The sequence below is a fragment of the Flexivirga sp. B27 genome (assembly GCF_052905685.1).
The window spans coordinates 1,392,725-1,415,073 of the sequence record NZ_JBPYUM010000001.1 but is presented as its reverse complement, the minus strand read 5'-3'; the positions used below and the strand labels follow the sequence as shown (position 1 = coordinate 1,415,073).

Genomic DNA, 22,349 nt, shown 5'->3' with positions numbered 1-22,349 from the left:
CCCTCCCGATCACGAAGCGAGTGACGGACGGGCGGCCAAGTGCGCCGACGCATGTCCGGCGATGCGGTCGAGCACATCGGCGATGTCGTCGAGCGTGGTGCGTGGATTGAGCAGGGTGAACTTCAAGAACGTGCAGCCGTCCACTGTCGTGCTGGCGATCACTGCCTCGGCGTTCGCCGAAAGCGCAGCGCGCGCAGCAAGATTGGCGTCGTCGAGCGTCCCCGCGGCGCAGGTGTCCATCCTGGCGACCATCCTGGCCGGGGCGTAACGGAACACGACGGTGCTGAGGTCCGATGCGGTGACGACCTCGAAGCGCGGGTCGGTCCCGAGCAGCTCGTAGGCGGCTGCGGCCAGGTCGATGACGCGGTCGAAAAGCACCCCGACCGCATCGGCTCCCATCACACGCAGCGTCAGCCACAGCTTCAAGGCGTCGAAGCGGCGGGTCGTCTGCAGGCTCTTGTCGACCTGGTTCGGGATGCCGGCCTGCGCCATACGCATGGGGTTGAGGTAGTCGGCGTGATGCCGGGCGGCGTCCATCCACTCCGCCCGCCGGACGAGGATCGCGCTCGCGCTCACCGGCTGGAAGAAGGACTTGTGGAAGTCCACGGTCACCGAGTGGGCACGCTCGATGCCGTCCAGCAGCGCGCGGCGGCCGGGGGAGACCAACAACCCTCCGCCGTATGCCGCGTCGACGTGCATCCACACCGGATCCGGCTGCCGCTGCAGGATCTCTGCGATCTCCCGCAGCGGGTCGATCGCGCCGAAGTCGGTGGTGCCGGCTGTCGCCACGACCGCCATCGGGACGAGGCCGTCATCCCGAGCCGCGGCGATGGCTGCCTGCAGCGCGTCGGCACGCATCCGCCGGCGCTCGTCGACCGGCACGGTGACGACGGCATCCTCGGACAGGCCGAGCAGTCCGGTGGCGGTGCGAACGCTGAAATGGGCGTCGGCAGAGGCGAACACCCGCAGCCGGGCAAGGCCCTGGATGCGCCCGGCGTCCGGAGCACCGAGCGCGTGCTCGCGCGCAAGACAGAGCGCGTGCAGGTTGGACTGGGTGCCACCGCTGGTGAAGATGCCGTCGCTCGCCGTCGCATCGAACCCGAGTCGTGCGCACGTCCACGCGATGAGGCGTTGCTCGATCAGCGTGCCACCGGCGCTCTGGTCCCAGGTGTCCAGGGACGAATTGACCGCGCTCGCAACGGCGTCCGCGACGACGGCCGGGGTTGCCACCGGGCAGTTCAGGTGCGCGAGGTAGCGCGGGTGGTGGAAGTAGACCGCGTCGCGCAGGTAGAGGTGCTCAAGCTCGCGCAACGCACGCGAGGTGTCCCCGAGCGGGTGGTCGAGGTCGACCGCGGCGACCTCGAGCCGAAGGTCGGCGTGATCGACACCGGTGCTGGGTGCGGTGCAGCGGGCGAGACGGCTCGACACAGCGCGGACGGCGCGGGCCATGTCGTGTTCGTAGCGGGCTGGGGCAGCTGCGTCGAGCAGGAAGTCGGCCGGATCCGCCGGCAGGGGCGTCGAGGGCAGAAACTTCGCGGGCTGGGACATCGCGTCCTCTCGTCATTTACAAAGGCAAGCCTTACCTAATAACAAGACGCGTGACCAGTGCAATACCTCCCGGCGGTGGTCAACGCCACAGCCGAAAACGTCTGTCGGACAACCGGTTTGCGCACATCGCGTGGTACTCGCGCGCGGATGCATAGCGCACCGGGCCCCGGGAGCGTGCAGCTCCCGGGGCCCGGTGCGGTGGGTCGGATCAGCCGATCCGTCGGTCGATCACTCTCAGTCGATCACCTTGCGCGACAGCCGCCACTGGGTGACCGCGGCGAAGATTGCTGCCAGTACGAGCAGCATGAAGATCTCCAGCAGGAAGACGCCCGCCGAGTGCTTCCACAACGGGTCGGTCTGCGAGGCGAGGATGTTGCGGACGTCGGTAGTGGCCGCCGAGCCGGCATACCCCCAGCGCGCCGGTGTCAGCCAGGAGAACTGCTCCAGCCCGACCCGGCCGTTGACGGGGAAGAGCCCGCCGCACAGCGCCAGCTGCGCCATGATCGAGATGACCAAGGCCGGCATCGCCTGCTCGGAGGTCTTCACCACGCTCGACAGCAGCAGGCCGAGCGACGCCGCGGCGAAGGCCGTGAGCCAGCACGCCAGGATGATCTCCAGCATCGGCGACCCGAAGAGGATCGCGCCGTCCGGCATCGGCTTGCGGATGCTCACCAGCCCGACCATCAGGATCGACTGCAGCAGGGTGAGCACCCCGAAGATCGTCAGCTTGCCGGCGAGATAGGCCTGCGGCGACAAGCCGACGGCCTTCTCGCGTTGGTAGATCGCCCGCTCGCCCACCAGCTCGCGAATGGTCGCGGCGGTGCCCATGAAGACCGCGCCGATGATCAGGAACACCAACAGCTGCAACGGCTCGGTGGTGTGGATCTTGACCTGCCCCTCGCCGGTGCCGAAGGGAGGTTGTTGCTTCAACCCGTAACTGCCGGGCACCAGCATCGCCACCAGCGCCAGCGCGATCGGCAGCACGAGCATGAAGATCGAATACCCGCGGTCGGCGAGTATGACGCGCACGTGTCGCCGGGCCAGCGTCGACAGCTGCGAGGGGATGCTCTGCTGCCGCGGTGGCTTCTCCAGCGGCGGCGGCTCACGCCGCGGCGCGCTCAGCGGACCCTCGACCTGCTCGTCCTCCATCGGCGACTCCTTGAAGCGGCGCTGCGCGCCGTTCGGGTCGGCGGTGACGGAGGTGAAGACGTCGGCGAAGTCGGCCGCGCCGAAGAAGGACAGGATTTCGTTCGGCGGGCCGAAGTAGGCGACCTTGCCGCCCGGCGCCAGCAGCAGCACCTTGTCGCACACGTTGAGGTTGGCGACGCTGTGCGTGATGACACCGACCGTGCGGCCGCCGTCGGCCAGCTGCCGCAGGGTCTGCATGACCTGCTTGTCCAGGCCCGGGTCCAGCCCGGACGTCGGCTCGTCGAGGAAGAGCAGCGACGGCTGGGTCAGCAACTCCAGCGCGACCGAGGTGCGCTTGCGCTGGCCGCCGGAGAGGCGGTCGACCCGCGTATGTGCGTGTTCGCTCAACCCGAGCTCGGCCATCACCTCGTCGACCCGCCGCTCGCGCAGCTCGGCAGGCAGGTCGTCCGGGAAGCGCAGCTCCGCGGCGAAGCGCAACGCCTGCTGGACGGTCAGCTGCCGGTGAACCACGTCGTCCTGCGGGACGACGCCGATGCGGTGCCGCAGGTCCTGGAAGTTCTGGTAGAGGTCTCGGCCGTCGTAGTAGACCTCGCCCTCGGTGGCCGGCTGCGAGCCGATCAGTGCCTTGAGCATGGTCGACTTGCCGGCGCCGGACGGGCCGATGATCGCCAGCAGGCTGGAGCCCTCGAGCGCGAACGACACGTCGTCGAGCAGCTTCTTGCCCTCGGGCAGCGTGAAGCTGAGGTGGTTGGCGACGAAGTTGACGTCACCTTCGTCGACGCTGGCGACCAGTTGGCCGTGCCGGACGGTGAAGCGCGAGTGGCCGACCGCCAGCAGGTCACCCTCGCCGAGATAGCCGCTGGTGATGCGTTGACCGTTGACATACGTGCCGTTGCGGCTGCCGAGGTCCTGGACGGTGTAGCCGCCCTGCGCCTGCAGCAGTCGTGCGTGCTGGCGGGAAGCCAGCAGGTCGTCCACGACGATCTGGTTCTCCAGGCCGCGACCGATGGTGATCGCACCCTGCTGCCCGCCGGCCGGGCCGGGGTCGACCGACATCACCTGCGGCGTCGAACCGGTCACCGTGGCGTGGCCGGACGGTGTCACGGGTGCGCGCTGCTCGATCGGCCCGCTGGGCAGGGAGTAGCGGTCGAAGACCACACCGGTGTTGCTGGGCGCCGACGGCAGCGGCACGCGCTGCTTCTTCGCCCGCGTGGGCAACGGCTGGCCGGTGGCACGGTTGTGCTCGGGCAGGGACCGCTCGGCCGACGGCGCACTGGCGGCCGCCGTCTGCTGCGGGGCCTGTTGCCGGGCCTGTTGTGGCGCCTTCTGTGCGGCCGGCTGTGGGGTGCGTATGCCGCCCGACGGCGTGCGTGGTGTCCGCACGGCAGCACCGGTCGGGGCTGCCTCGAACTGCACCTGCGGTCCGGCGGCACCGCCGATGCGCAGCGCACTGCCGGGTCCCAGGACCATCGGCGCACTGATCCTTGCGCCGTCCAGGAACGTGCCGTTGGAGCTGCCCAGGTCGGTGACCGTCAGTTGTGTCCCGTCGAGGCGGAGCTCGGCGTGCCGGCGTGAGGCCAGGGCATCGGTGATGACCAGGTCACTGTCGAGTCCTCGGCCGACGACGAGCGTCTGCCCCGACTCCAACGGGATGGTCCTGCCCTCGCAGGACACTCTGATGGAGAAGTTGGTAGCGATGGCTGCTGCCCCCATGGTGTCGATACGGCGCAGCGAAGCTGCAGCCAACGTTCACATTGGACTGCACCCTATCGAGGAGATCGCTCAGACGTTCAACAACCAGCCGTCGCGGACCTCGAAGGTCGCCGCGCCGATGCCGATGCGGTCGCCCTCGGACAGGTGCGTGCTTTCGACGCGCCGTCCGTTGACATAGGTTCCGTTGCGGCTGCCGAGATCTTCCAACACCAGGCCCTGCGCGTCCGCGGTGATGCGCACGTGCTGCCGGGACACCAGCATGTCGTCGAGGACGATCGAGTTGTCGCGGCCACGGCCGATGGTCAGCGCCTCGGGCTCCGGCTCGGGTTCGGGCGCCCCGCCGCCGACCGCGGGCGTGGTCGCCGTCGCCGCCTCGTTGAACGACGGCTCGTGCTGCTGCGCCGGAGCGTCGTAGGACGGCCACTGCTGCTGCTCGGTCTGCTGCGGCTGCTGGGGTGGCGGCGACTGCTGGAAGTGATCCTGCTGCGTCTGCTGGTAGGGCTGCTGCGCGTGATCCTGCGAGTAGTCGGCCGCCGGCGGGCGCTGTGCCTCCTGGAAAGACTGCTGCGGCGGTGCCTGCAGCTGCGCCTCCTGGGCGGACTGCCAGTTGTCGGCGACCTCCTGGGCGGCGTGCCCGCCGCCGGACGGTGCTGCACCGGGTGCCCCACCCGCCCACGGCTGGTCGTGTCCGGTCGGGGGTGCGAACTGCTGCGGCTCACCGGCGGGTGGTCCCGCGGGAGCCGGCGGCGCGAACGCTGCTGGGCCGCGCCACGGCGCCTGCTCCTGCTGCGGCGGTGCGGAGTGCCAGTCGATCTGCGCGGGCTCGACCGGCTGCTGCCACTGCTGCTGGCCGCCCCACTGCTGCTGGGGCTGCTGCGGTTGTTGCCCGTATGCCGGAGGCTGCCCCCCACCCTGCGCGGAGCCCGCGTCATACCCCTGACCGGGCTGGCCCGGGTAGGCCGGCTGACCCCACTGCTGCTGATCCTGCTGCGGGGGGTCGTATGGGTTGCTCATTCGAAGCCTCCGTGCACGCGACGTCTGGTGATGGTGCGTGGCCGAGCAGGTTCCACGCACACGCTCATCCAGACTAACCCGCGATGCGGCCACTGCCGAACCGTTCGACTAGCCTGATGACCAGGAGCCATGCACACGACTTCATATAGCGCCCTGCGAAATGCTTCCGTGCGGAAGTTGGGGTCCCCGCGATGCATCGGAGCGAGGAACGAGCGGAGAACTTCGCGGGGCATTCGACTCAAGGCAGGTGCTGATGACCGACTCCACCGTCACTCCCACGGATACGCCCGCTGACCCGCCGGCTGACACGTCAACTGACAAGCCAACGGTGAGCCCGCGCCCCGCACACGGGCATCTCCCGACCGGGCGACACCGCGTGGTGATCATCGGCTCCGGCTTCGGCGGGCTCTTCGCGGCGCGCAAGTTCGGTGGGGAGGACGTCGACGTCACCCTGATCTCGGCGACCGCCTACCACCTCTTCCAGCCGCTGCTCTACCAGGTCGCGACCGGGATCCTGTCCGAGGGACTCATCGCGCCGACCACCCGTGAGGTGCTGGCCAAGCAGAAGAACGTCGAGGTCGCCTTCGGGAAGGTGACCGACATCGACCTCGAGTCGCGGACGGTCACCGCCAACGCCCTCGGCGTCGAGACCAGCTACGACTACGACTCGCTGATCGTGGCGGCCGGCGCCGGGCAGTCCTACTTCGGCAACGACCACTTCGGCGAATACGCACCGGGCATGAAGAGCATCGACGACGCGCTCGAGTTGCGCGCACGCATCTTCGGGGCGTTCGAGCTGGCCGAGCTGGCGGCCGCGTCCGGGCGCGAGGAGGACCTCGAGCGGCTGATGACCTTCGTGGTCGTCGGGGCCGGCCCGACCGGTGTGGAGATGGCCGGACAGATCGCGGAGCTGTCCCGGCGCACGCTGCCGCACGACTTCCGGCACATCGCCGCGGAGCGGGCACACGTCATCCTGCTGGACGGCGCCGACCAGGTGCTGGGCGGCTTCGGCTCCCGGCTGGGCAAGAAGGCCAAGAAGCGGCTGACCGAGATGGGCGTCGACGTCCGACTCAACGCGATGGTCACCAACGTCGATGCCGAAGGCATCGAATACCGCTCTCCCTCAGGCGAAACCGAGCGTGTCTCGGCGCTGACCAAGGTGTGGGCCGCCGGTGTGCAGGCCAACAGTCTCGGCAAGACGCTCAGCGAGCAGACCGGTGCCGAGCTGGACCGCGCAGGCCGCATCGCGGTCAACCCGGACCTCACGCTGCCCGGGCATCCGGAGGTCTTCGTCGTGGGCGACATGATCGCCCTGGACAACCTGCCCGGTGTCGCGCAGGTCGCCATACAGGGCGGGACGTTCGCGGCCAAGCAGATCCTGCACGGTCTGGAGGGCAAGTCGACCGACGCGAAGTTCCACTACTTCGACAAGGGGTCGATGGCGACCATCTCGCGGTTCAGCGCGGTGGCCAGCGTCGGCAAGATCCGCATGTCGGGCTTCCTGGCGTGGGTGATGTGGCTGGCCGTGCACCTCTGGTACATCATCGGATTCAAGAGTCAGATCGGCACCTTCTTCCACTGGGCCGTGTCCTTCCTCGGCAGCTCGCGCGGCGAGCGCACCGCGACCGAGCAGCAGATCTTTGCGCGCGGCGCGCTGGAGCAGCTCGGCGACCAGTTCGACCCCAAGGTGCGGTTGAGCGCCGGTCGACCGCTGCCGGAGCGGAAGAAGGACTCCGACGACGCGTCCTGACCCGAGGTGGCCGAGGAGCCGGGGGAGCGAAGCGGCGGAGGCGTCTCGAGGTCCCTCGCAACCAGTGACGGCTGAAACGGCCATTGACTCCCCAACAGGAGGGTCAATGGCCGTTTCGACCGTCAGTCGCAAGCGAGCCCGTGCCTCAGTTCGCCGGTTTGGCGAGCAGGCAGCCCTCGACGCTCAGGTCGAGCTTACGGTCGTCGGTCAGGCACGTGGTGATCCAGTAGGTCTGCTGGGCGTAACCCTCGCCCTCGGTCGCTGTCGTGGTGCCGTCCTCGTTGACCTCGCACGGATTGTTCATCGTGCAGTCCTCGCCGCCCTCGTTGATGGTGTTGTTCACCGCGACGACCTCACCCGAGGCGTCGTCGATGACCGGGGAGCCGGACGAGCCGCCGAGGATGTCGCAGCCGGGCATGCTGTAGCGAACCGAGTCGTGCATGGTCCAGTCGGCTTCCTTGAGGGTGTCGACGAAGCCGTTCACGTCGCAGTGCCAGGTGCGCTGCCAGTAGCCGGACGCGACGGTGATCGCGGTCTTGTCGGTCGGCTTGCTGCTGGCCAGGGTGAGCGGCTCGATGTCCGTGTCGGCCGTGATCTCGTCATACGTCGCGTCGAGCTGGTAGAGCGACACGTCGGTGCCGGTCATGGTCGAGTAGAGCAGGGTGTCCGCAGTGACCGTGCCGACCGGGTCGCCGGCGGTGTTCAGCAACTTGCCGGTGCGGCTGCTGGGCTGGTCGGTGATGACCTCGCCCGCCTCGGGCATCCCGCCCTCGTAGCAGTGCCCGTTGGTGAGCATCAGCGCCTTGTCACCGCCCTCGGACTGCGCGTAGCGCACCAGCGACCCGGAGCAGTTGTCCAAGGCGATCGTCCCGGCGAGGGAGTCGGACGCGACGGTCGTGCTCTGGGAGGTTGTTTGCGTCGCGGGCTCGGGCGCTGTTTGCGCGGAAGCCGGTGCGACACTTGCGAATCCGGCGCAGCTGAGGATGGCGGTGGCCAGTGCGGTGCGGCGGAGGACCTTCATGTGGTGACCTTTCACGGTTCGAATGTGACGGACTGCGAACGGTCATCGACTCTGCAGCCCGCGGCGTGGTCCCGTCCCGGAAGCCGACGAATGATTACCGCGTCTTGGGCAACTTCTGCACTCGTGCTGACCGGCCGCTGACACGCGGCACACGGTGGCCGGTCACCGGCGGGCGCTCCGCGGGTGCGGCGCGCCCGCGCAGCGCGGCATACGACAGGGTCCGTAGGGTGTGCCGATATGCGGCCCCAATACCCGATCGCCACGCACGTGCTCGACAACGGTCTGCGGGTGGTCGTGTCACCCGACCACTCCGTGCCGGCCGTCGCGGTCAACCTCTGGGTGGGCGTCGGCTCACGGCACGAGCAGCCGGGTCGCACCGGGCTGGCACACCTCTTCGAGCACCTGATGTTCCAGGGGTCGGAGAACGTCGCCGAGGGTGAGCACTTCTCGGCGCTGCTCGCGCAGGGCGCGCAGATGAACGCCACCACCTGGGTGGACCGCACCAACTACTTCGAGGTGGTGCCGACCGGCGCGCTGGAGCTCGCGCTCTGGCTCGAGGCCGACCGGCACGGCCGCCTGCTGCCGGCGCTGACCGAGGCCAACCTGGACAACCAGCGTGACGTGGTCAAGGAGGAGAAGCGCCAGCGCTACGACAACGTGCCCTATGGCACCGCGTTCGCTGAGCTGACCGCGCTGGTCTTCCCCGACGGGCACCCCTATCACCACACGACGATCGGCTCGATGGACGACCTCGACGCTGCGTCGCTGGCCGACGCCCGAGCCTTCTACAGCCGGCACTACCGGCCGAACAACACGGTGCTCACCCTCGTGGGCGATGTCCGGCCGGACGACGGATTTGCCCTGGTGGCAAAGTATTTCGACGAGCTGACCAACCCGGAGGTCCCGGCCGATCGGCCGCTGGCAGCACCGCTGCCGCCGCTGACCGACCCGCAACGGTTGGAGGTGACCGCCGACGTGCCGTCCGACCGCGTCTACCTCGGTTTCCGGTTGCCGGCCGGTGGCACCGACGACTTCGTGCGCGCCGAGCTCACCTTCGACCTCTTCGCCGGGCTGGCGACCTCGCGGCTCTACCGGCGGCTGGTGCGCCAGGACCAGATCGTCACCCACGCGTCGCGCAGCGCCGGCGCCCGGATCGACGGCACCTCGATGGGCGCGCTGATCCTCGACGTGGCCGACGGTGTGGCCGTTGAGCGCGTTGAGGAGAGCGTCGCCGAGGAGTTGCGGCGGCTGGCCACCGATCCACCGACCGATGTCGAGATGGCCGCTGCGCTCGCCGATGTCGAGCGGTGGTGGCTGCAGAGCCTCGCCCAGCCGGACGAGCGCGCCGACGTGATCAGCGGCAACACCTTGTTGTATGCCGACCCCGACCACCTCAACACCTACCTGGACAGGGTCGGGGCAGTGACCGCGCAGGACGTCGCGGAGACCGCAGCGACCTGGGCGCAGCCGGAGTCGGCCGCCGCCGTTGTCTACCGCAAGGAGGAGCACTGATGGTGCAGCCGCGTCCCACCGTGCCGCTCGCGCAGCCCTGGCAGTTCCCGGCGAGCACGCAGCACGTGCTCGACAACGGCATCCAGGTGCTGCTCTATAACCGTCCCGGGCAGCACATCACCTCCACGCGGTTGCTCGTGCCCACACCGATCGCGGTCGAACCGCGTGCGCTGGAGGGCGTCGCCACCATGGTGTCCCGCACGATGGACGAGGGCACCCAGAGTCACACGGCCGACGAGATGGCCGAGCTCTTCGAGTTGAGCGGGATCGCCTACGGCGCGGGCTACGGAGCACGCGGTCTGACGCTTGAGACCGACTCGACCGCGGCGAAGTCCGCACAGGCGTGGGCGCTGCTCACCGAGTGCCTGCGCGAGCCGGCGTTCCCCGAGCAGGAGGTGTCCCGGCACGTCCGGCAGCGGCTGTCCGAGATCGAGCACGAGGACGCCTCACCGGACATGCGCGCCGCCAAGGAATGCGTCGCGAACTTCTACGATCAACGCTCCCGGGCGTCGCGTCCCGCCGGCGGCACCGCCGACACCGTCAGCGCGATCACCGCCGAGGAGTGTGCCCGATTCCACGCGTCGTGGATCCGCCCCGAGGGTACGACGGTCGTCGTCGCCGGTGAGATCGACGAGCAGCAGGTGCTGCACGACCTGTCCGCCACGATCGGCTCCTGGCAGGTGGATTCCGCTGCGCCGCAGGATGATTCGCTCGCAGCCGAGGTTGCGCCGGGGGAGACCCGGGTGCGCTTCGTGCATCGCCCCGGTGCCGTGCAGACCGAGATCTATCTGGGCTCTTACGGACCCGACCGGCGGGTGGAGGGCGGTTGGGCGCCATACCCTGCACTGAGCTTCGTAATGGGCGGCTCACCCAACGCCCGGCTGGACGCGGTCCTGCGGGAGGAGAAGGGCTACACCTACGGCTTCCGCTCGGTCTTCCGGCCGCGGTCCGAGGGCGGCATGTTCATCGTGTCCGGCTCGGTGCGCAACGAGGTGACGGTGGAGGCGACCGCGCTGACGCTGGAGATCCTCGACAAGGCTGCCGAGGGATTCACCCAGGAGGAGACCCGCGCCGCCACTGACTTCATCGGCAAGACCGCACCGGCTCGTTATGCGACCGCGGACGCCGTCGCCGACGAGGCCGTGATGCTCCGATCCAATGGCCTGGGAACCGAATTCGTGTCGTCATACCTCGAGCAACTGGCCACCCTGCAGGCAGCCGACCTCGACGCCGCGTGGCGCCGGTGGGCCGACCAGCCGCGCACCATCGTGCTCGTCGGTGACGCGGAGGCGCACGCAGCCGGCATTCGTGACCTCGGCATCGGAGAGGTGACGGTGGTCTGAGGCACCGAGGTCCGGCCTCACTCCGGCTTGTGGTGCCTGCGCTTGCGCACGGACCGCACGGTGAGCGGGCCGACCAGGCGCGGACCGGACAGTCGCTGCTCCAGGCGGCGGCCCTCCCGGCGCAGCGGCTGCGCGATGTATTCACCGAAGATCACCCCGGCCGCCAGCGCGAGCAGGATGACGGAGGCGTTGATCAGCTCGACCAGACCGCCGGCATCGTTGGCGGACAGGTGCGCCAGCCCGCGGTAGACCGACAGACCGGGCAGCAGCGGCACCACTCCGGCGACGACCAGCACCAGCGTCGGCACGCGGATTCGCGACGCGATGGTGTAGCTGACCAGACCGACGATGACCGCCGCGATCGACGACGGCCAGGAGACGCCGAGCCCGAGGTGGTAGGCCCCGATGAAGGCCAGCGCCGAGACCATGCCGAGCAGCGCCGTCGGCAGCAGGGCGCGTCTGGGTGCGTATGACGCAAAGGCGAACGCGCCGGCACTGATCGCGCCGCCGAGAGCCATCTGCACCCAGGAGGGGTAGGCGATCGTGCCCGGCGTCAGGCTCGAGAGTTTGACCCCCAGTGCGGTGGCGATGGTCAGACCGGCGCTGACCCCCGCGATGACACCGGCCGTGGCGAGGGTGGCTTCCAGCGATCGGGCAGCCGCGGTCAGCGGGAAGCCGGTCAGGGCGTCCTGCACCGCGCCCATGTAACTCACGCCGGCGAGCAGCAGGATGATGCCCGCACTGACGATCCGGCTCGGGTGCTGACTCAGATCCGTGGCGAACATGAAGACTGCGACCAGTGTGGCCAGTAGTCCACCGGCGACCTGCTGGTAGAACATCGGCAACCGGCGACGGCCGAGGTAGCGCTGCACCAGGTCGATGCCGACCGCACCGAAGAACGCCGCCGCCAGCGCAGTGGGGCCCGCACCCAGCAACAGCCCGATGCCGAAACCCATAGCGCCCCAGCCGAACGTGATCACCCGACGGGAGCGGTCGTGTCCGGAGGACACGAGTTGCGCGAGCTGGGAGCGTGCCTCGTCACGGTCGATCCGGCCGGAGACCAGGTCGCGGACCAGCCAGTCGACCCGGGTCAGGTCCTCGTAGTCGATCTCGCGCTGCGTCACGTTGCGCACCTGGATCAGGGCCGGGTCCTCCGGCGACTGCTGGTGGGTCAGCTGCAGCTCGGTGAAGGTCACGCTGGCGCTGACCCCGCGCAGCCCGCAGGCGATGCAGACGTTCTGCATCTGCACACTCACGTCGGCTGCACCGGCTCCGGAGGAGAGCAACAACTCCCCGACGCGCAGCGCCAGGTCCAGGGTGCGGTAGGTCTCGTCCGTGGCCATCGTGGGTAAGTGTGACGGATTGCATGACCGAGGGTGCGCACACCCTCGGAGCACTGGCATCCCCGGCTTCTCCTACGCATTGTCGTATATCGACATACGACTCGATGAGTTGACGTGAATCCCGGCTCCTGACAACGTCGGAGGGCTGTTTTCGCCCGTCGAAAAGGAGTTGAGCCCACTCGTGCAGACCCTGGAACCGACCGAGACGCCACAGGATTGGCAAGTGAGCGACGTCGTCGTCACCGAGCCTGGCATCATCCGCAGAGCCATCGGAGCGGCCGCCATCGGGAACGTCACGGAGTGGTACGACTTCGGTGTCTACGCCTACTTCGAGCCCACCATCAAAGAGGTCTTCTTCGACGGGTTGAGCGACGCGGCCGGCACGATCGCGACCTTCGGCCTCTTCGCCGTGGCCTTCCTGGTCCGTCCCTTCGGCGGCATGTTCTTCGGGCCGTTGGCCGACCGCATCGGTCGCAACAAGGTCCTCGCGATGACGATGGTGCTGATGGCGCTCGGCACGTTCGCGATCGGCTGCATCCCCAGTCGCAGCTCGATCGGCTTCCTGGCGCCGGTGCTGCTGTTGCTCGCTCGGCTCGTCCAAGGCTTCTCCACCGGCGGTGAATACGGCAACGCGATGACGTTCATCGCCGAGTACGCGCCGGACCGCAAGCGTGGGTTCTGGGGCAGCTGGCTGGAGTTCGGCACCTTCACCGGTTACCTCTTCGGCGCGATCATGGTGACGGTCATGGACGGCCTGCTCTCGCACGACCAGCTGATCGCGTGGGGTTGGCGGATCCCGTTCTTCGTCGGCCTGCCGCTCGGCCTCGTCGGTGTCTACCTGCGGACCAAGCTGGCCGACACCCCGGCATACCTCGAGCTGGAGAAGGAGTCCGAGGAGCGCGAGAAGGCCAACAAGGCCGAGCAGAAGAAGGGCGGCGAGATCCGCGGCATCCTGCACCTGTGGCCTTACATGCTGGTCTGCATGGGTCTGGTGCTGGTCTGGAACGTCACCAATTACATGCTCACGTCCTACATGCCGACCTACGTGACCGACACCCTGCCGTCCGGCGGCCAGGTGTCGGACACGACCTCGCAAGTCATCCAGATCGCCGTGATGCTGCTCGCGCTGTTGACGATTCCGCTCCTCGGGATGCTCTCGGACCGGGTCGGTCGCAAGCCGATCTGCTGGTTCGGTGCGATCGGGTTGATCGTGCTCGCCATACCGATGATCGCGCTGGTGCGCTCGCAGACCACGGTGGGCATCTTCGCGGGGCTGCTGATCATGGCGATGCTGCTGATCTGCTTCTCGTCGACGATGCCGTCGACCCTGCCGACGCTCTTCCCGACCAAGGTCCGCGGTGGCGGGCTGTCGATTGCCTTCAACGTCTCGATCTCGCTCTTCGCCGGCACCACGTCGGTCGTCGTCGGGTCGCTGGTGTCGCTCACGGGCGACCTGAACTGGCCGGCCTACTACCTGATCATCGCCGGCGGCATCGGCGTGGTCTCGGTGCTCTTCCTGGCCGAGCCCAACGGCCGCAAGATGTGGGGCTCGCCGCCCGCCGCCGCGACCCGCGAGGAAGCGCGCGAGCTGGTGCGTGCGCTGCGCAAGAAGTTCAACGACGCCAAGGATCGCGCCGGGGGAGCTGTGCCCGGCAAGTCGCCCCAGCCGGACTGACCTCCGCCCCGCGCGCTCCTCACTCACCCCGCCCGGCCCCCATACCGAGCGGACACAAAACGCACCCAGCGGACACAAAATTCGGCCGGTCGACGGTCGGATTTCGTGTCCGCTGAGTGCTGTCGTGTCCGTTCGGTCAGGGGGATTGCAAATAATTGTTTGCAAAGAGGTCTTTGCGGTGTAGCTTCGTCGTATGGCGACAGGCGAGCGACACGAGATCAACCGGGTGCGGCCGGATCTGGACCAGCTGAAGGCGATGGCGCATCCGGTGCGCCTGACGATGCTCGGTCGACTGCGCACGGACGGGCCGGCCACCGCGTCGTCCCTGGCGCTGCAGCTCGGCCTCAACTCCGGCGCGACCAGCTACCACCTGCGGCAGTTGGCGCGTGCGGGGCTGATCGAGGAGGACACCACACGCGGCACGAAGCGCGACCGCTGGTGGAAGGCAGCGCACGAGGCCACGATGACCGAGCCGGCCGCGGCCGACGACGTCGAAGAGCGCGCGGTGCTGGGCGCGTACCACGGTGTCGTCGCGCACCAGGCGGCTGTGCAGATCGAGCAGGCTGCCGCAGAGCTCGCCGAACTGCCGAAGGACTGGGCCGATGTGGTCGGTGCCAGCGACTACAACGTCTACCTCACGCCGCAACAGGTGCGGCGGGTCAAGAACGCCGTGCACGAGGTGCTGCAGGAGGTTGCGGAGACCTCCCGCGATACCGAGCAGGCGCCCGAGGATGCGGCGCCGGTCGTCTTCCAGTTCCACACCTTCCCGCGCCCGGGTGTGCTCGCGACCGTGACGACTCAGCCGGCGAGGACTGAATCATGAGCAGCCGCAAGCCTTTCGCGTCGCTGGCCGTCGCCGAGGCATTCTCGATCTCCGGCACACGACTGTCCCAGATCGCGGTGCCGTGGTTGGTGCTCACGATGACCGGGTCGGCCGTCTGGACCGGTGTCGTCGGCTTCGCGGAGATGCTGCCGTATGTCGTGGCGAAGGCGCTCGGTGGTCCCATCGTGGACCGAGTGGGCGCGAAAGTCGTTGCAGTGACATCGGATTCGTGCAGTGTGCTGATTGTCGGACTGATCCCGATGCTGCACTGGTGCGGCATATTGCACCTGGCGTTGTTGGTGCCGATCTCGGCACTGATGGGCGTGGTGCGTGGTCCGTCGGACGGCGCGAAGTCCGCGATGGTGCCTCTCGTTGCCGAGCAGGGTGCCGTCCCGCTGGAGCGGATCACCGGCGTGATGGGCGCGATCGAGCGACTCGGCGGCACCGTCGGTGCGGCCGCTGCAGGTGCGGTCGTTGCGGTGCTCGGCGCACCGCAGGCGTTGCTGGTCAACGCGGTCACCTTCGCGGTTGCGGCAACCTGCATCTCGTATGGCGTGCCGCGCGTCAAACCTGTTGCAGGAGCGACTGATTCGGATGACGAGCCGATCTCGCCATACAAGGAACAGCTGGCGGAGGGTTGGCGCTTCCTGCGCAGCGACTCGGTGCTGGTCGGGATCACGGTGATGGTGGCGCTCACCAACGTGCTGGATCAGGCGTGGTCGGCGGTGCTGCTGCCGGTCTGGGCGCACGACACGGGTCGCGGTGCCGGCGCTGTCGGCCTGGTGCTCGCGGCACTCGCCGGGCCGTCCATCCTGGGTGCGCTCACGGCGGCCGCAATCGGGGAGCGGCTGCCGCGGCTGCCGATCTACGTCCTCGGCTTCCTTGTCGCAGGCCTGCCGCGCTTCGCGGTCTTCGCCTTCGACGTCCCGTTGTGGTCGCTGGTGACGGTGCTCGCGGTCGCGGGCTTCCTCTCCGGCTTCATCAACCCGATCCTGGGTGCGATCACCTTTGAGCGCATTCCTCGAGGACTCGTCGGGCGGGTGAGCGCGCTGAAGACCTCGCTGTGCTGGTCGCTGATCCCCTTCGGCGGTCTCGTCGGCGGCGTCCTGTCCGCACTCGTCGGCTGGCGTGCCGCCACCATGGCGGTCGGGGCGGCATACTTCGTGATCACGCTGATGCCGTTGGTGCGCAAGAGTTTCCGTGAGTTCAGCAAGCGCCCGCCCGAGGAGTCGCTCACTTCGAGCGCAGATATGCCGACCGCCCGCGACGTCGCCGTCACCTGATATGCCGAGAGGCTCAGAAACGTATCGAGAGGCTCAGAAAAATCGGCTTCTGGAGCGCGCTTATCTGAGCCTCTCGGCGGTTATGTGAGCCTTTCGGTCAGAAGGGGGCCGGGGCCTCGAGACGCGCGCTCGTCCCTCACGCGCTCCTCGACCACCTCACGGGACTGTCAGGCGGTCTCGGCGGCGAAGGCGTCGCCGAGAACCTGCAGACCCTCGGTCAGCAGTTCGTCGCTGATCACCAGCGGCGGGAGCAGTCGGATGACGTTGCCGAAGGTGCCGCAGGTGAGGATGACGACGCCCTGCTCGTGGCAGCGTTTGGCGACGGCTGCGGTCAGCGCAGCGTCCGGCTCCTTCGTGCCGGGCTTGACGATCTCGATCGCAAGCATGCCGCCGCGGCCCCGAATCTCACCGATGGCAGGGGTTTTCGTCTGTATGGCGCGCAGCGCGGACGTCGCCAGCTCCTCGATGTGCTTCGCGCGATCCAGCAGCCCGTCGGCCTCCATCGTCTCGATCGCACCCAGTGCTGCGGCGCAGGCGACGGGGTTGCCGCCATACGTGCCGCCGAGCCCACCGGGGTGCACCGCGTCCATCAGCTCTGCGCGACCGGTGACTGCGGACAGCGGCAGACCGCCTGCGATGCCCTTGGCGGTGGTGACCAGGTCGGGCACGACACCTTCGTGATCGACCGCGAACCACTCACCGGTGCGGGCGAATCCGCTCTGCACCTCGTCGGCGATGAAGACGATCCCGTTGTCGGTGCACCACTTCGCCATCGCAGCCAGGAAGCCCGGCGCCGGGACGATGAATCCGCCCTCGCCCTGGATCGGCTCCATGATGAACGCCGCGATCTGGTCGGCGCCAACTGCCTTCTCCGCCATGGTGATTGCGCGCTGTGCGGCTTCTTCGCCCGTCATACCCTCCGGGTCACGGAAGGGGTATGACGTGGGCACCCGGTAGACGTCCGACGCGAAGGGGCCGAAACCCTTCTTGTAGGGCATCGCTTTCGCGGTCAGCGCCATCGTCAGGTTCGTGCGCCCGTGGTAGGCGTGGTCGACCGCGACGACGGCCTGCCGATCGGTGGCGTAGCGCGCGATCTTCACGGCGTTCTCGACGGCCTCCGCGCCGGAGTTGAACAGGGCCGACTTCTTGGCGTGGTCGCCAGGGGTCAGCTCGGCGAGCTTCTCGGCGACAGCGACATACCCCTCGTAGGGGCTGATCATGAAGCAGGTGTGGGTGATGTCGGCGACCTGCTGCTGCACGTTCGCGACGACCCGCGGGTCGGAGCTGCCGACCGTGGTGACCGCGATCCCCGAGCCGAGGTCGATCAGCGTGTTGCCGTCGACGTCCTCGATCACGCCGCCGTGTGCGCGGGCGGCATACACCGGCATCGTGGAGGAGACGCCGGCCGCGACGACCGAGCTGCGACGTGCGGCCAACTCCTGCGAGCGCGGGCCGGGGATCGGCGTGCGCAGCTCGCGGCGTTGGGTGATGTCCGGTGCGGTCATGGTCATTTGGGGGCTCCTTCGCGTATGTCGATGCCCTTTCAGTGTGCCACGCAGAGTTTCGAAATCGAAGGAGTATGCCGATGTAGGACCTCTCTACGACCCGGTCGTAACTCCGCCCGTCTGGTCGTTTCGGGGCAACCCATCGACGACCCGGCACGTCGTAGTTCATATCCGGCCGACGCGGTCGGGCCGCCGGGCACACGAGGTGTCCGTTGCGGATGACGGCACGTATGACAATGCATACGACGAAGGGGGCCATCGTGAAGCGCACCAAACTCAACACCCTGGTCGTGGTGGCGATCGCAGGCAGTGCGACGCTGCTCGCCGGATGCCAGGCCAACGGGGACAGCACTGCCGGGCCGAGCACGGGGGACGGATCCACCAGCAGCAATCACGCGGCGCCGACGTCGGGTGCAGGGGAGACGCCCGACGGTGGCGCAGCCGGCGTCGGCGCGGCCGATGACTCGAACGGGGAGAAGGACGGGAAGGATGCCAAACCGGGCGAACCGGGGGCGTCGAAGAGCACTCGCCCTGCACAGTATTCGCAGACGGCCCGGGAGGCGGACCTGGAGCGGGCGACCGGCGACACCTCGCGCTCGGCGATGGTGCAGGTGTCCTCCGGGGTGTGGGAGGCCGCGAGCTGGGACGGCAAGGGGAACATCTGGTTCTGGCGCACCAGCGGACACGGCTGGCACAAGATCGGCAGCAGCCGCTACCCGACGTTGCCCGGCCAGCACGATGCGCAGGTCAAGGTGGCCAGCACGATCCTGCCGGGGATGCAGCACGCGGCATACCTGGCGGACGGTCCCTTCACCGGTGACAGCTCGGGCAACGACATCGCGTTCACGGCGACGGCCGACGGCAATTGGGGGACCGTCGCGCCGAAGGACGGCGGGTTGGCCCCGACCGGCAAGCCGGCGACGGACAACACCACGCCCGGCATCTGGCGGGACGCGCGATTCACCGGCGGCAAGCTGCGCACGACGATCGGCAACCCGTTCACGGCCAACGCCGGCGCGTCGGCATACCCGCTGATCAACGACTGGCAGTGGAAGTCGGGCAAGTTCGTCAACGCCAAGGACAACGCGTTCAAGTCGTGGACGGTCCAGCCGCCGAAGCAGGCGACCAAGTCCGTCACCACCTGTCCGGACAAGCTGTCGAAGGGCAGCTACAAGGCGCGGATCAAGGCGTCGCTGCCGGAGGAGGATGCGCCGTATTCGACTGTGGCACTGTCGGTTTGGTCCCCGAAGGGAGGCTCGCCGCTGTGCACCGTGCAGCTCGACGCCACCACGATCGTGCAGGCACCAGCAACCATCGACACCGGCAAGTCCTGGGTCGCGCTGCCCGCCTGGATGCTGCAGACGACCTTCCAGCCGGGTGGCGGTGTCACCAAGGTCTACCCGGATCAGGTGCGGGCCGGTGAGTCGCCGCTGATCGCGCCGCGGCTGCGCAGCCTGCAGCCGGACCTCGGCGGCAGCTCCGCGTCGTCGATCCCGGCGCAGCTGGAGGTGGACGGCGGCAAGATCACGGTCGTAGACCTGGCCGAACGCGGCTGACCCGACCGCCCATTGACGCAGTTACCGGTGAGTGACGCAGTTGCAAATGCGTCACTCACCGGTAAGTGCGTCACTCGGCGGTGGAGATCATCCACCGATCCGGCGCAGCACCTCGTCGTGCAGGATTCCGTTGCTGGACAACGCATTCCCGCTCCACGGGCCGTCCTTGCCGTCCAGCCCGGTGAAGCGCCCACCGGCCTCGGTCACGATCGGCGCCAGCGCCGCCATGTCGTGTATGGCGAGCTCCGGCTCCGGCGCGAAATCGATCGCTCCCTCGGCCACCAGCATGTGCGCCCAGAAGTCGCCGTAGCTGCGCACCCGCCATACGTCGTCCATCAGCTCGACGAGGGCATCACGCCGACCGAGCTCGTCCCAGGTGCGCCAACCGGCGACGGAGGTCGACGCATCAGAAATCTTCGAAACACCAGACACACCAATGTGTTTCGCGCCCGATAAGGACCGTCCGGTCCATGCCCCGGTGCCGAGACCGGCCCACCAGCGACGGCCGAGCGCGGGCGCCGCGACGAGCCCGACCACCGGCAGGTCGTCCTCGACCAGCGCGATCAGCGTCGCCCACACCGGGACACCGCGGACGAAATTCTTGGTGCCGTCGATCGGATCGACGATCCACCGCCGCGGCCCGCTGCCCTCGGTGCCCTGCTCCTCGCCCTGCACCGCGTCCCGCGGGCGGGCGCGCTTCAACTGGCCACGCAGGATCTCCTCGACCGCGATGTCGGCGTCGGTCACCGGGGTCAGGTCGGGCTTGGCGGTGACGTGCAGGTCCTCGGCCCGGAAGCGTGAGGTGCTCGTCGGCTCCACCGCGTCCGCGAGCACGTGGGCGAGGCGGAGGTCGTCGTCATACGTCGGCATGCCCCCGAACCTATCGGCCCGACGCTGCCTGGCGGTGGTCGACGCTCAGACCAGTGGCCAGCCCTTCTTCGCCAGCCGCTTGCGCACGCGGTCGATGTCGGCCTCGATCGGCACGACGCCGGCGACCTGCTGCATCAGCTCCTGCGCCTCCTCCTCGGAGATCGGCGTCTTGGGCTCGCCGGGGACCTTGTTGGTCGCGATGAGCTCCTTGGCGACCTTCTTGATCTCCTTCTTGGTGAGCCGGCGCTGCAGCAGCGCGAACAACGGCGGCAGGTCGGTCGGCGGCACGCCTTCGGGATAACCGGCCCGCAGCCAGTCGAGGATGCGGACGAAGAAGTTGAACCGCTCGGGGCTGTCGTCCTCCTCCTCGTCGTCGTCCTCGTCCTGCGGCATGCTGGCCGGCCAGCCGACGGCCTGCAGACGGGTGGCGACGGCCTGCACCTCGTCCTCGCTGGGCGGCGCGGACTTCAGCTGCTCCACCGCGTCGGCGACGGTCGCGGCCGAGATCTCCCCGTCGGGGTTGTCGGCGATGAGTTGCGCACACGCCGCCTGCACCTCCTCCGGCGCCAGGGTGCGCTGCAGCAGCGCCAGCAGCGGCGGGAAGTCCTTGGGCGGGATGCCTTCGGGGTAGCCCTTGCGCAGCCAGTCCACGACGGAGGTCAACAGTTGAGTAGCCATCAGAACAGCTCGATCCCGAGGTAGTGGTCGATGCTCTTGTGCGTGATGTAGAGAACGCCGACAGCGATCGCCGCGGTCACCACCGCGAAGATGGCGTATGCCGCCCAGCGCGCGACCACGTTGCCGGCGGCGACGGATCCGTCGGCCTGCTCGTGCTCGTCGCCGACGTCCCACAGCCGCATGCCGACAGTGAACAGCAGCGGCAGTCCGGCTCCGAAGAGCAGGCCCACGACCAGCACCTTGACGGTGCCGTCCACGATGCTCGTCCAGTCGATGTTCATTCGATGCCCTATTCCCCTTTGCCTGGCCGCCGGTCAGGCGGTCGGTACCTTCGACTTCTTGCCGCGCTTGCCGGGTTTACCGTCCTTGCCGTCCTTCTCCTGCGACTCCGGGCCCTGGGAGTCGTCCCAGTCCGCGTTGACGTTGTCCGCGCCGACCTTCTGCTGCTGCGCCCGGTAGTAGATGTAGGCCGCCAGGGCGACCAACACCAGGAAGATGACGCTGGCTCCTGCCGCGCCGCCGATGAGATGCCCGATGAAGAAGCTCACCGCGCCACCGATGGCCGCACACGGCAGGGTGATGATCCAGCCGGCCGCCATGCGCCCAGCGACCGACCAGCGCACGGTCGAGCCGGGCTTGCCGACGCCGCTACCGATGATCGAGCCGGTCGCGACGTGGGTGGTGGACAGCGCCATACCCAGGTTGCTGGAGGTGAGGATGATCGCGGCTGCGGACGCCTGCGCCGCCATACCCTGCGGGCCCTCGATCTCGACCAGGCCCTTGCCGAGGGTGCGGATGATGCGCCAGCCGCCGATGTAGGTGCCGAGCGCGATCGCTCCCGCACACACGACGATGATCCACACCGGCAGGCCGTGCTCCTCGATCTGCGCGTCGGACAGCGAGCCGTGTGCGATGAGGGCCAGCGCGATGACCCCCATGGTCTTCTGCGCGTCACCGGTGCCATGCGCCAGCGAGACCAGTGAGGCGGTCGCGACCTGACCCCAGCGGAAGCCGCGGTCCTGCTTGTCCTTGCTGACCTTGCGGCTGAGCACGTAGACACCGGCGGTGCCGACGGCTGCAACGCCTCCGGCGATGAGCGGCGACAGCAGCGCCGGGATGATCACCTTGACGACCAGGCCGTCCCAGTTGATGCCGCTGGTGCCGATCGCGGCCAGGCCGGCGCCGATGAGTCCGCCGAAGAGCGCGTGCGAGGAGCTGCTGGGCAGGCCGAGTAGCCAGGTCAACAGGTTCCACAGGATGCCGCCGATGAGCCCGGCGAAGATGATGAACATCGCTTCCTGTGCGTCGATGCCGGGGATCAGTCCGCCCGCGTCGTCCTGGATCTTCAGCACGGACGTGGTGACGGTGACTGCGACCTCCACGGACAGGAAGCCGCCGACGAGATTGAGGATCGCCGAGAGTGCGACGGCGGTCTTGGGCTTCAGTGCACCGGTGGCGATCGAGGTGGCCATCGCGTTGCCGGTGTCGTGGAAGCCGTTGGTGAAGTCGAATCCCACGGCGGTGATCACCAGCAGGATCAGAATGAAGAGTTCGGCACTCACAGAA

The 22,349-nt window shown here is 68.4% G+C and carries 17 protein-coding genes; 7 read left to right on the top strand and 10 right to left on the bottom strand.

The window, feature by feature from the left end:
* Positions 1-9 precede the first annotated feature (9 nt).
* The 3 genes from ACSZL9_RS06480 to ACSZL9_RS06470 all read right to left on the bottom strand — a co-directional run bounded on the left by ACSZL9_RS06480 (position 10) and on the right by ACSZL9_RS06470 (position 5,424).
* The gene (locus tag ACSZL9_RS06480; protein ID WP_446664646.1) at positions 10-1,548 is read right to left on the bottom strand and encodes a pyridoxal phosphate-dependent decarboxylase family protein; all 1,539 of its coding nucleotides are present in this window, start codon (positions 1,546-1,548) and stop codon (positions 10-12) included.
* A gap of 234 nt (positions 1,549-1,782) precedes the next feature.
* Positions 1,783-4,443: an FHA domain-containing protein gene (locus ACSZL9_RS06475; RefSeq protein ID WP_446664645.1), complete on the bottom strand. Its 2,661-nt coding sequence runs from the start codon at positions 4,441-4,443 to the stop codon at positions 1,783-1,785.
* A gap of 36 nt (positions 4,444-4,479) precedes the next feature.
* Positions 4,480-5,424, bottom strand: a complete 945-nt coding sequence (locus ACSZL9_RS06470; protein ID WP_446664644.1) for an FHA domain-containing protein — start codon at positions 5,422-5,424, stop codon at positions 4,480-4,482.
* A 253-nt stretch (positions 5,425-5,677) separates the two neighbouring features.
* Between ACSZL9_RS06470 and ACSZL9_RS06465 the strand changes: the two genes are divergently transcribed.
* Complete coding sequence (locus ACSZL9_RS06465; RefSeq protein ID WP_446664643.1) at positions 5,678-7,174, top strand: NAD(P)/FAD-dependent oxidoreductase; 1,497 nt, start codon at positions 5,678-5,680, stop codon at positions 7,172-7,174.
* Between the two features lie 145 nt (positions 7,175-7,319).
* Here the strand turns inward: ACSZL9_RS06465 and ACSZL9_RS06460 are convergent, their stop codons facing one another.
* The gene (locus ACSZL9_RS06460) at positions 7,320-8,195 is read right to left on the bottom strand and encodes a S1 family peptidase (RefSeq protein ID WP_446664642.1); all 876 of its coding nucleotides are present in this window, start codon (positions 8,193-8,195) and stop codon (positions 7,320-7,322) included.
* A gap of 237 nt (positions 8,196-8,432) precedes the next feature.
* Between ACSZL9_RS06460 and ACSZL9_RS06455 the strand changes: the two genes are divergently transcribed.
* Positions 8,433-9,707, top strand: a complete 1,275-nt coding sequence (locus tag ACSZL9_RS06455) for a M16 family metallopeptidase (RefSeq protein WP_446664641.1) — start codon at positions 8,433-8,435, stop codon at positions 9,705-9,707.
* Entirely contained in the window at positions 9,707-11,050 is a 1,344-nt protein-coding gene (locus ACSZL9_RS06450; protein ID WP_446664640.1) for a M16 family metallopeptidase, read from the top strand. The genes ACSZL9_RS06455 and ACSZL9_RS06450 overlap by 1 nt, the downstream gene beginning before the upstream one ends.
* A 17-nt stretch (positions 11,051-11,067) precedes the next feature.
* Here ACSZL9_RS06450 and ACSZL9_RS06445 read toward each other — a convergent pair whose 3' ends face one another.
* A complete protein-coding gene (locus ACSZL9_RS06445) occupies positions 11,068-12,393 on the bottom strand; it encodes a threonine/serine ThrE exporter family protein (protein ID WP_446664639.1) in 1,326 nt (441 codons plus the stop codon).
* A 223-nt stretch (positions 12,394-12,616) separates the two neighbouring features.
* Between ACSZL9_RS06445 and ACSZL9_RS06440 the strand changes: the two genes are divergently transcribed.
* The 3 genes from ACSZL9_RS06440 to ACSZL9_RS06430 all read left to right on the top strand — a co-directional run bounded on the left by ACSZL9_RS06440 (position 12,617) and on the right by ACSZL9_RS06430 (position 16,174).
* Positions 12,617-14,068: an MFS transporter gene (locus tag ACSZL9_RS06440; protein WP_446664638.1), complete on the top strand. Its 1,452-nt coding sequence runs from the start codon at positions 12,617-12,619 to the stop codon at positions 14,066-14,068.
* A 193-nt stretch (positions 14,069-14,261) separates the two neighbouring features.
* Positions 14,262-14,891, top strand: coding sequence for an ArsR/SmtB family transcription factor (locus tag ACSZL9_RS06435; RefSeq protein WP_446664637.1), 630 nt, complete (start codon positions 14,262-14,264; stop codon positions 14,889-14,891).
* The gene (locus ACSZL9_RS06430; protein WP_446664636.1) at positions 14,888-16,174 is read left to right on the top strand and encodes an MFS transporter; all 1,287 of its coding nucleotides are present in this window, start codon (positions 14,888-14,890) and stop codon (positions 16,172-16,174) included. The genes ACSZL9_RS06435 and ACSZL9_RS06430 overlap by 4 nt, the downstream gene beginning before the upstream one ends.
* Positions 16,175-16,341: 167 nt before the next feature.
* On the opposite strand, the gene gabT is transcribed toward ACSZL9_RS06430, so the two are convergent.
* The gene (gene gabT / locus ACSZL9_RS06425; RefSeq protein WP_446664635.1) at positions 16,342-17,685 is read right to left on the bottom strand and encodes a 4-aminobutyrate--2-oxoglutarate transaminase; all 1,344 of its coding nucleotides are present in this window, start codon (positions 17,683-17,685) and stop codon (positions 16,342-16,344) included.
* 254 nt (positions 17,686-17,939) lie between these two features.
* Here gabT and ACSZL9_RS06420 point away from each other — a divergent pair, with 254 nt between their 5' ends.
* Positions 17,940-19,235: a hypothetical protein gene (locus ACSZL9_RS06420; protein WP_446664634.1), complete on the top strand. Its 1,296-nt coding sequence runs from the start codon at positions 17,940-17,942 to the stop codon at positions 19,233-19,235.
* Between the two features lie 87 nt (positions 19,236-19,322).
* Here ACSZL9_RS06420 and ACSZL9_RS06415 read toward each other — a convergent pair whose 3' ends face one another.
* Genes ACSZL9_RS06415 through ACSZL9_RS06400 form a run of 4 tightly spaced genes read right to left on the bottom strand, consistent with a single transcriptional unit; the run spans position 19,323 to position 22,345 of the window.
* On the bottom strand, positions 19,323-20,105 hold the full coding sequence (locus tag ACSZL9_RS06415) for an inositol monophosphatase family protein (protein WP_446664633.1): 783 nt from the start codon (positions 20,103-20,105) through the stop codon (positions 19,323-19,325).
* A 45-nt stretch (positions 20,106-20,150) separates the two neighbouring features.
* Entirely contained in the window at positions 20,151-20,783 is a 633-nt protein-coding gene (locus ACSZL9_RS06410) for a DUF3349 domain-containing protein (RefSeq protein WP_446664632.1), read from the bottom strand.
* Positions 20,783-21,064: a hypothetical protein gene (locus ACSZL9_RS06405; protein ID WP_446664631.1), complete on the bottom strand. Its 282-nt coding sequence runs from the start codon at positions 21,062-21,064 to the stop codon at positions 20,783-20,785. The genes ACSZL9_RS06410 and ACSZL9_RS06405 overlap by 1 nt, the downstream gene beginning before the upstream one ends.
* A gap of 33 nt (positions 21,065-21,097) precedes the next feature.
* Entirely contained in the window at positions 21,098-22,345 is a 1,248-nt protein-coding gene (locus ACSZL9_RS06400) for an anion permease (protein ID WP_446664630.1), read from the bottom strand.
* Positions 22,346-22,349 lie beyond the last annotated feature (4 nt).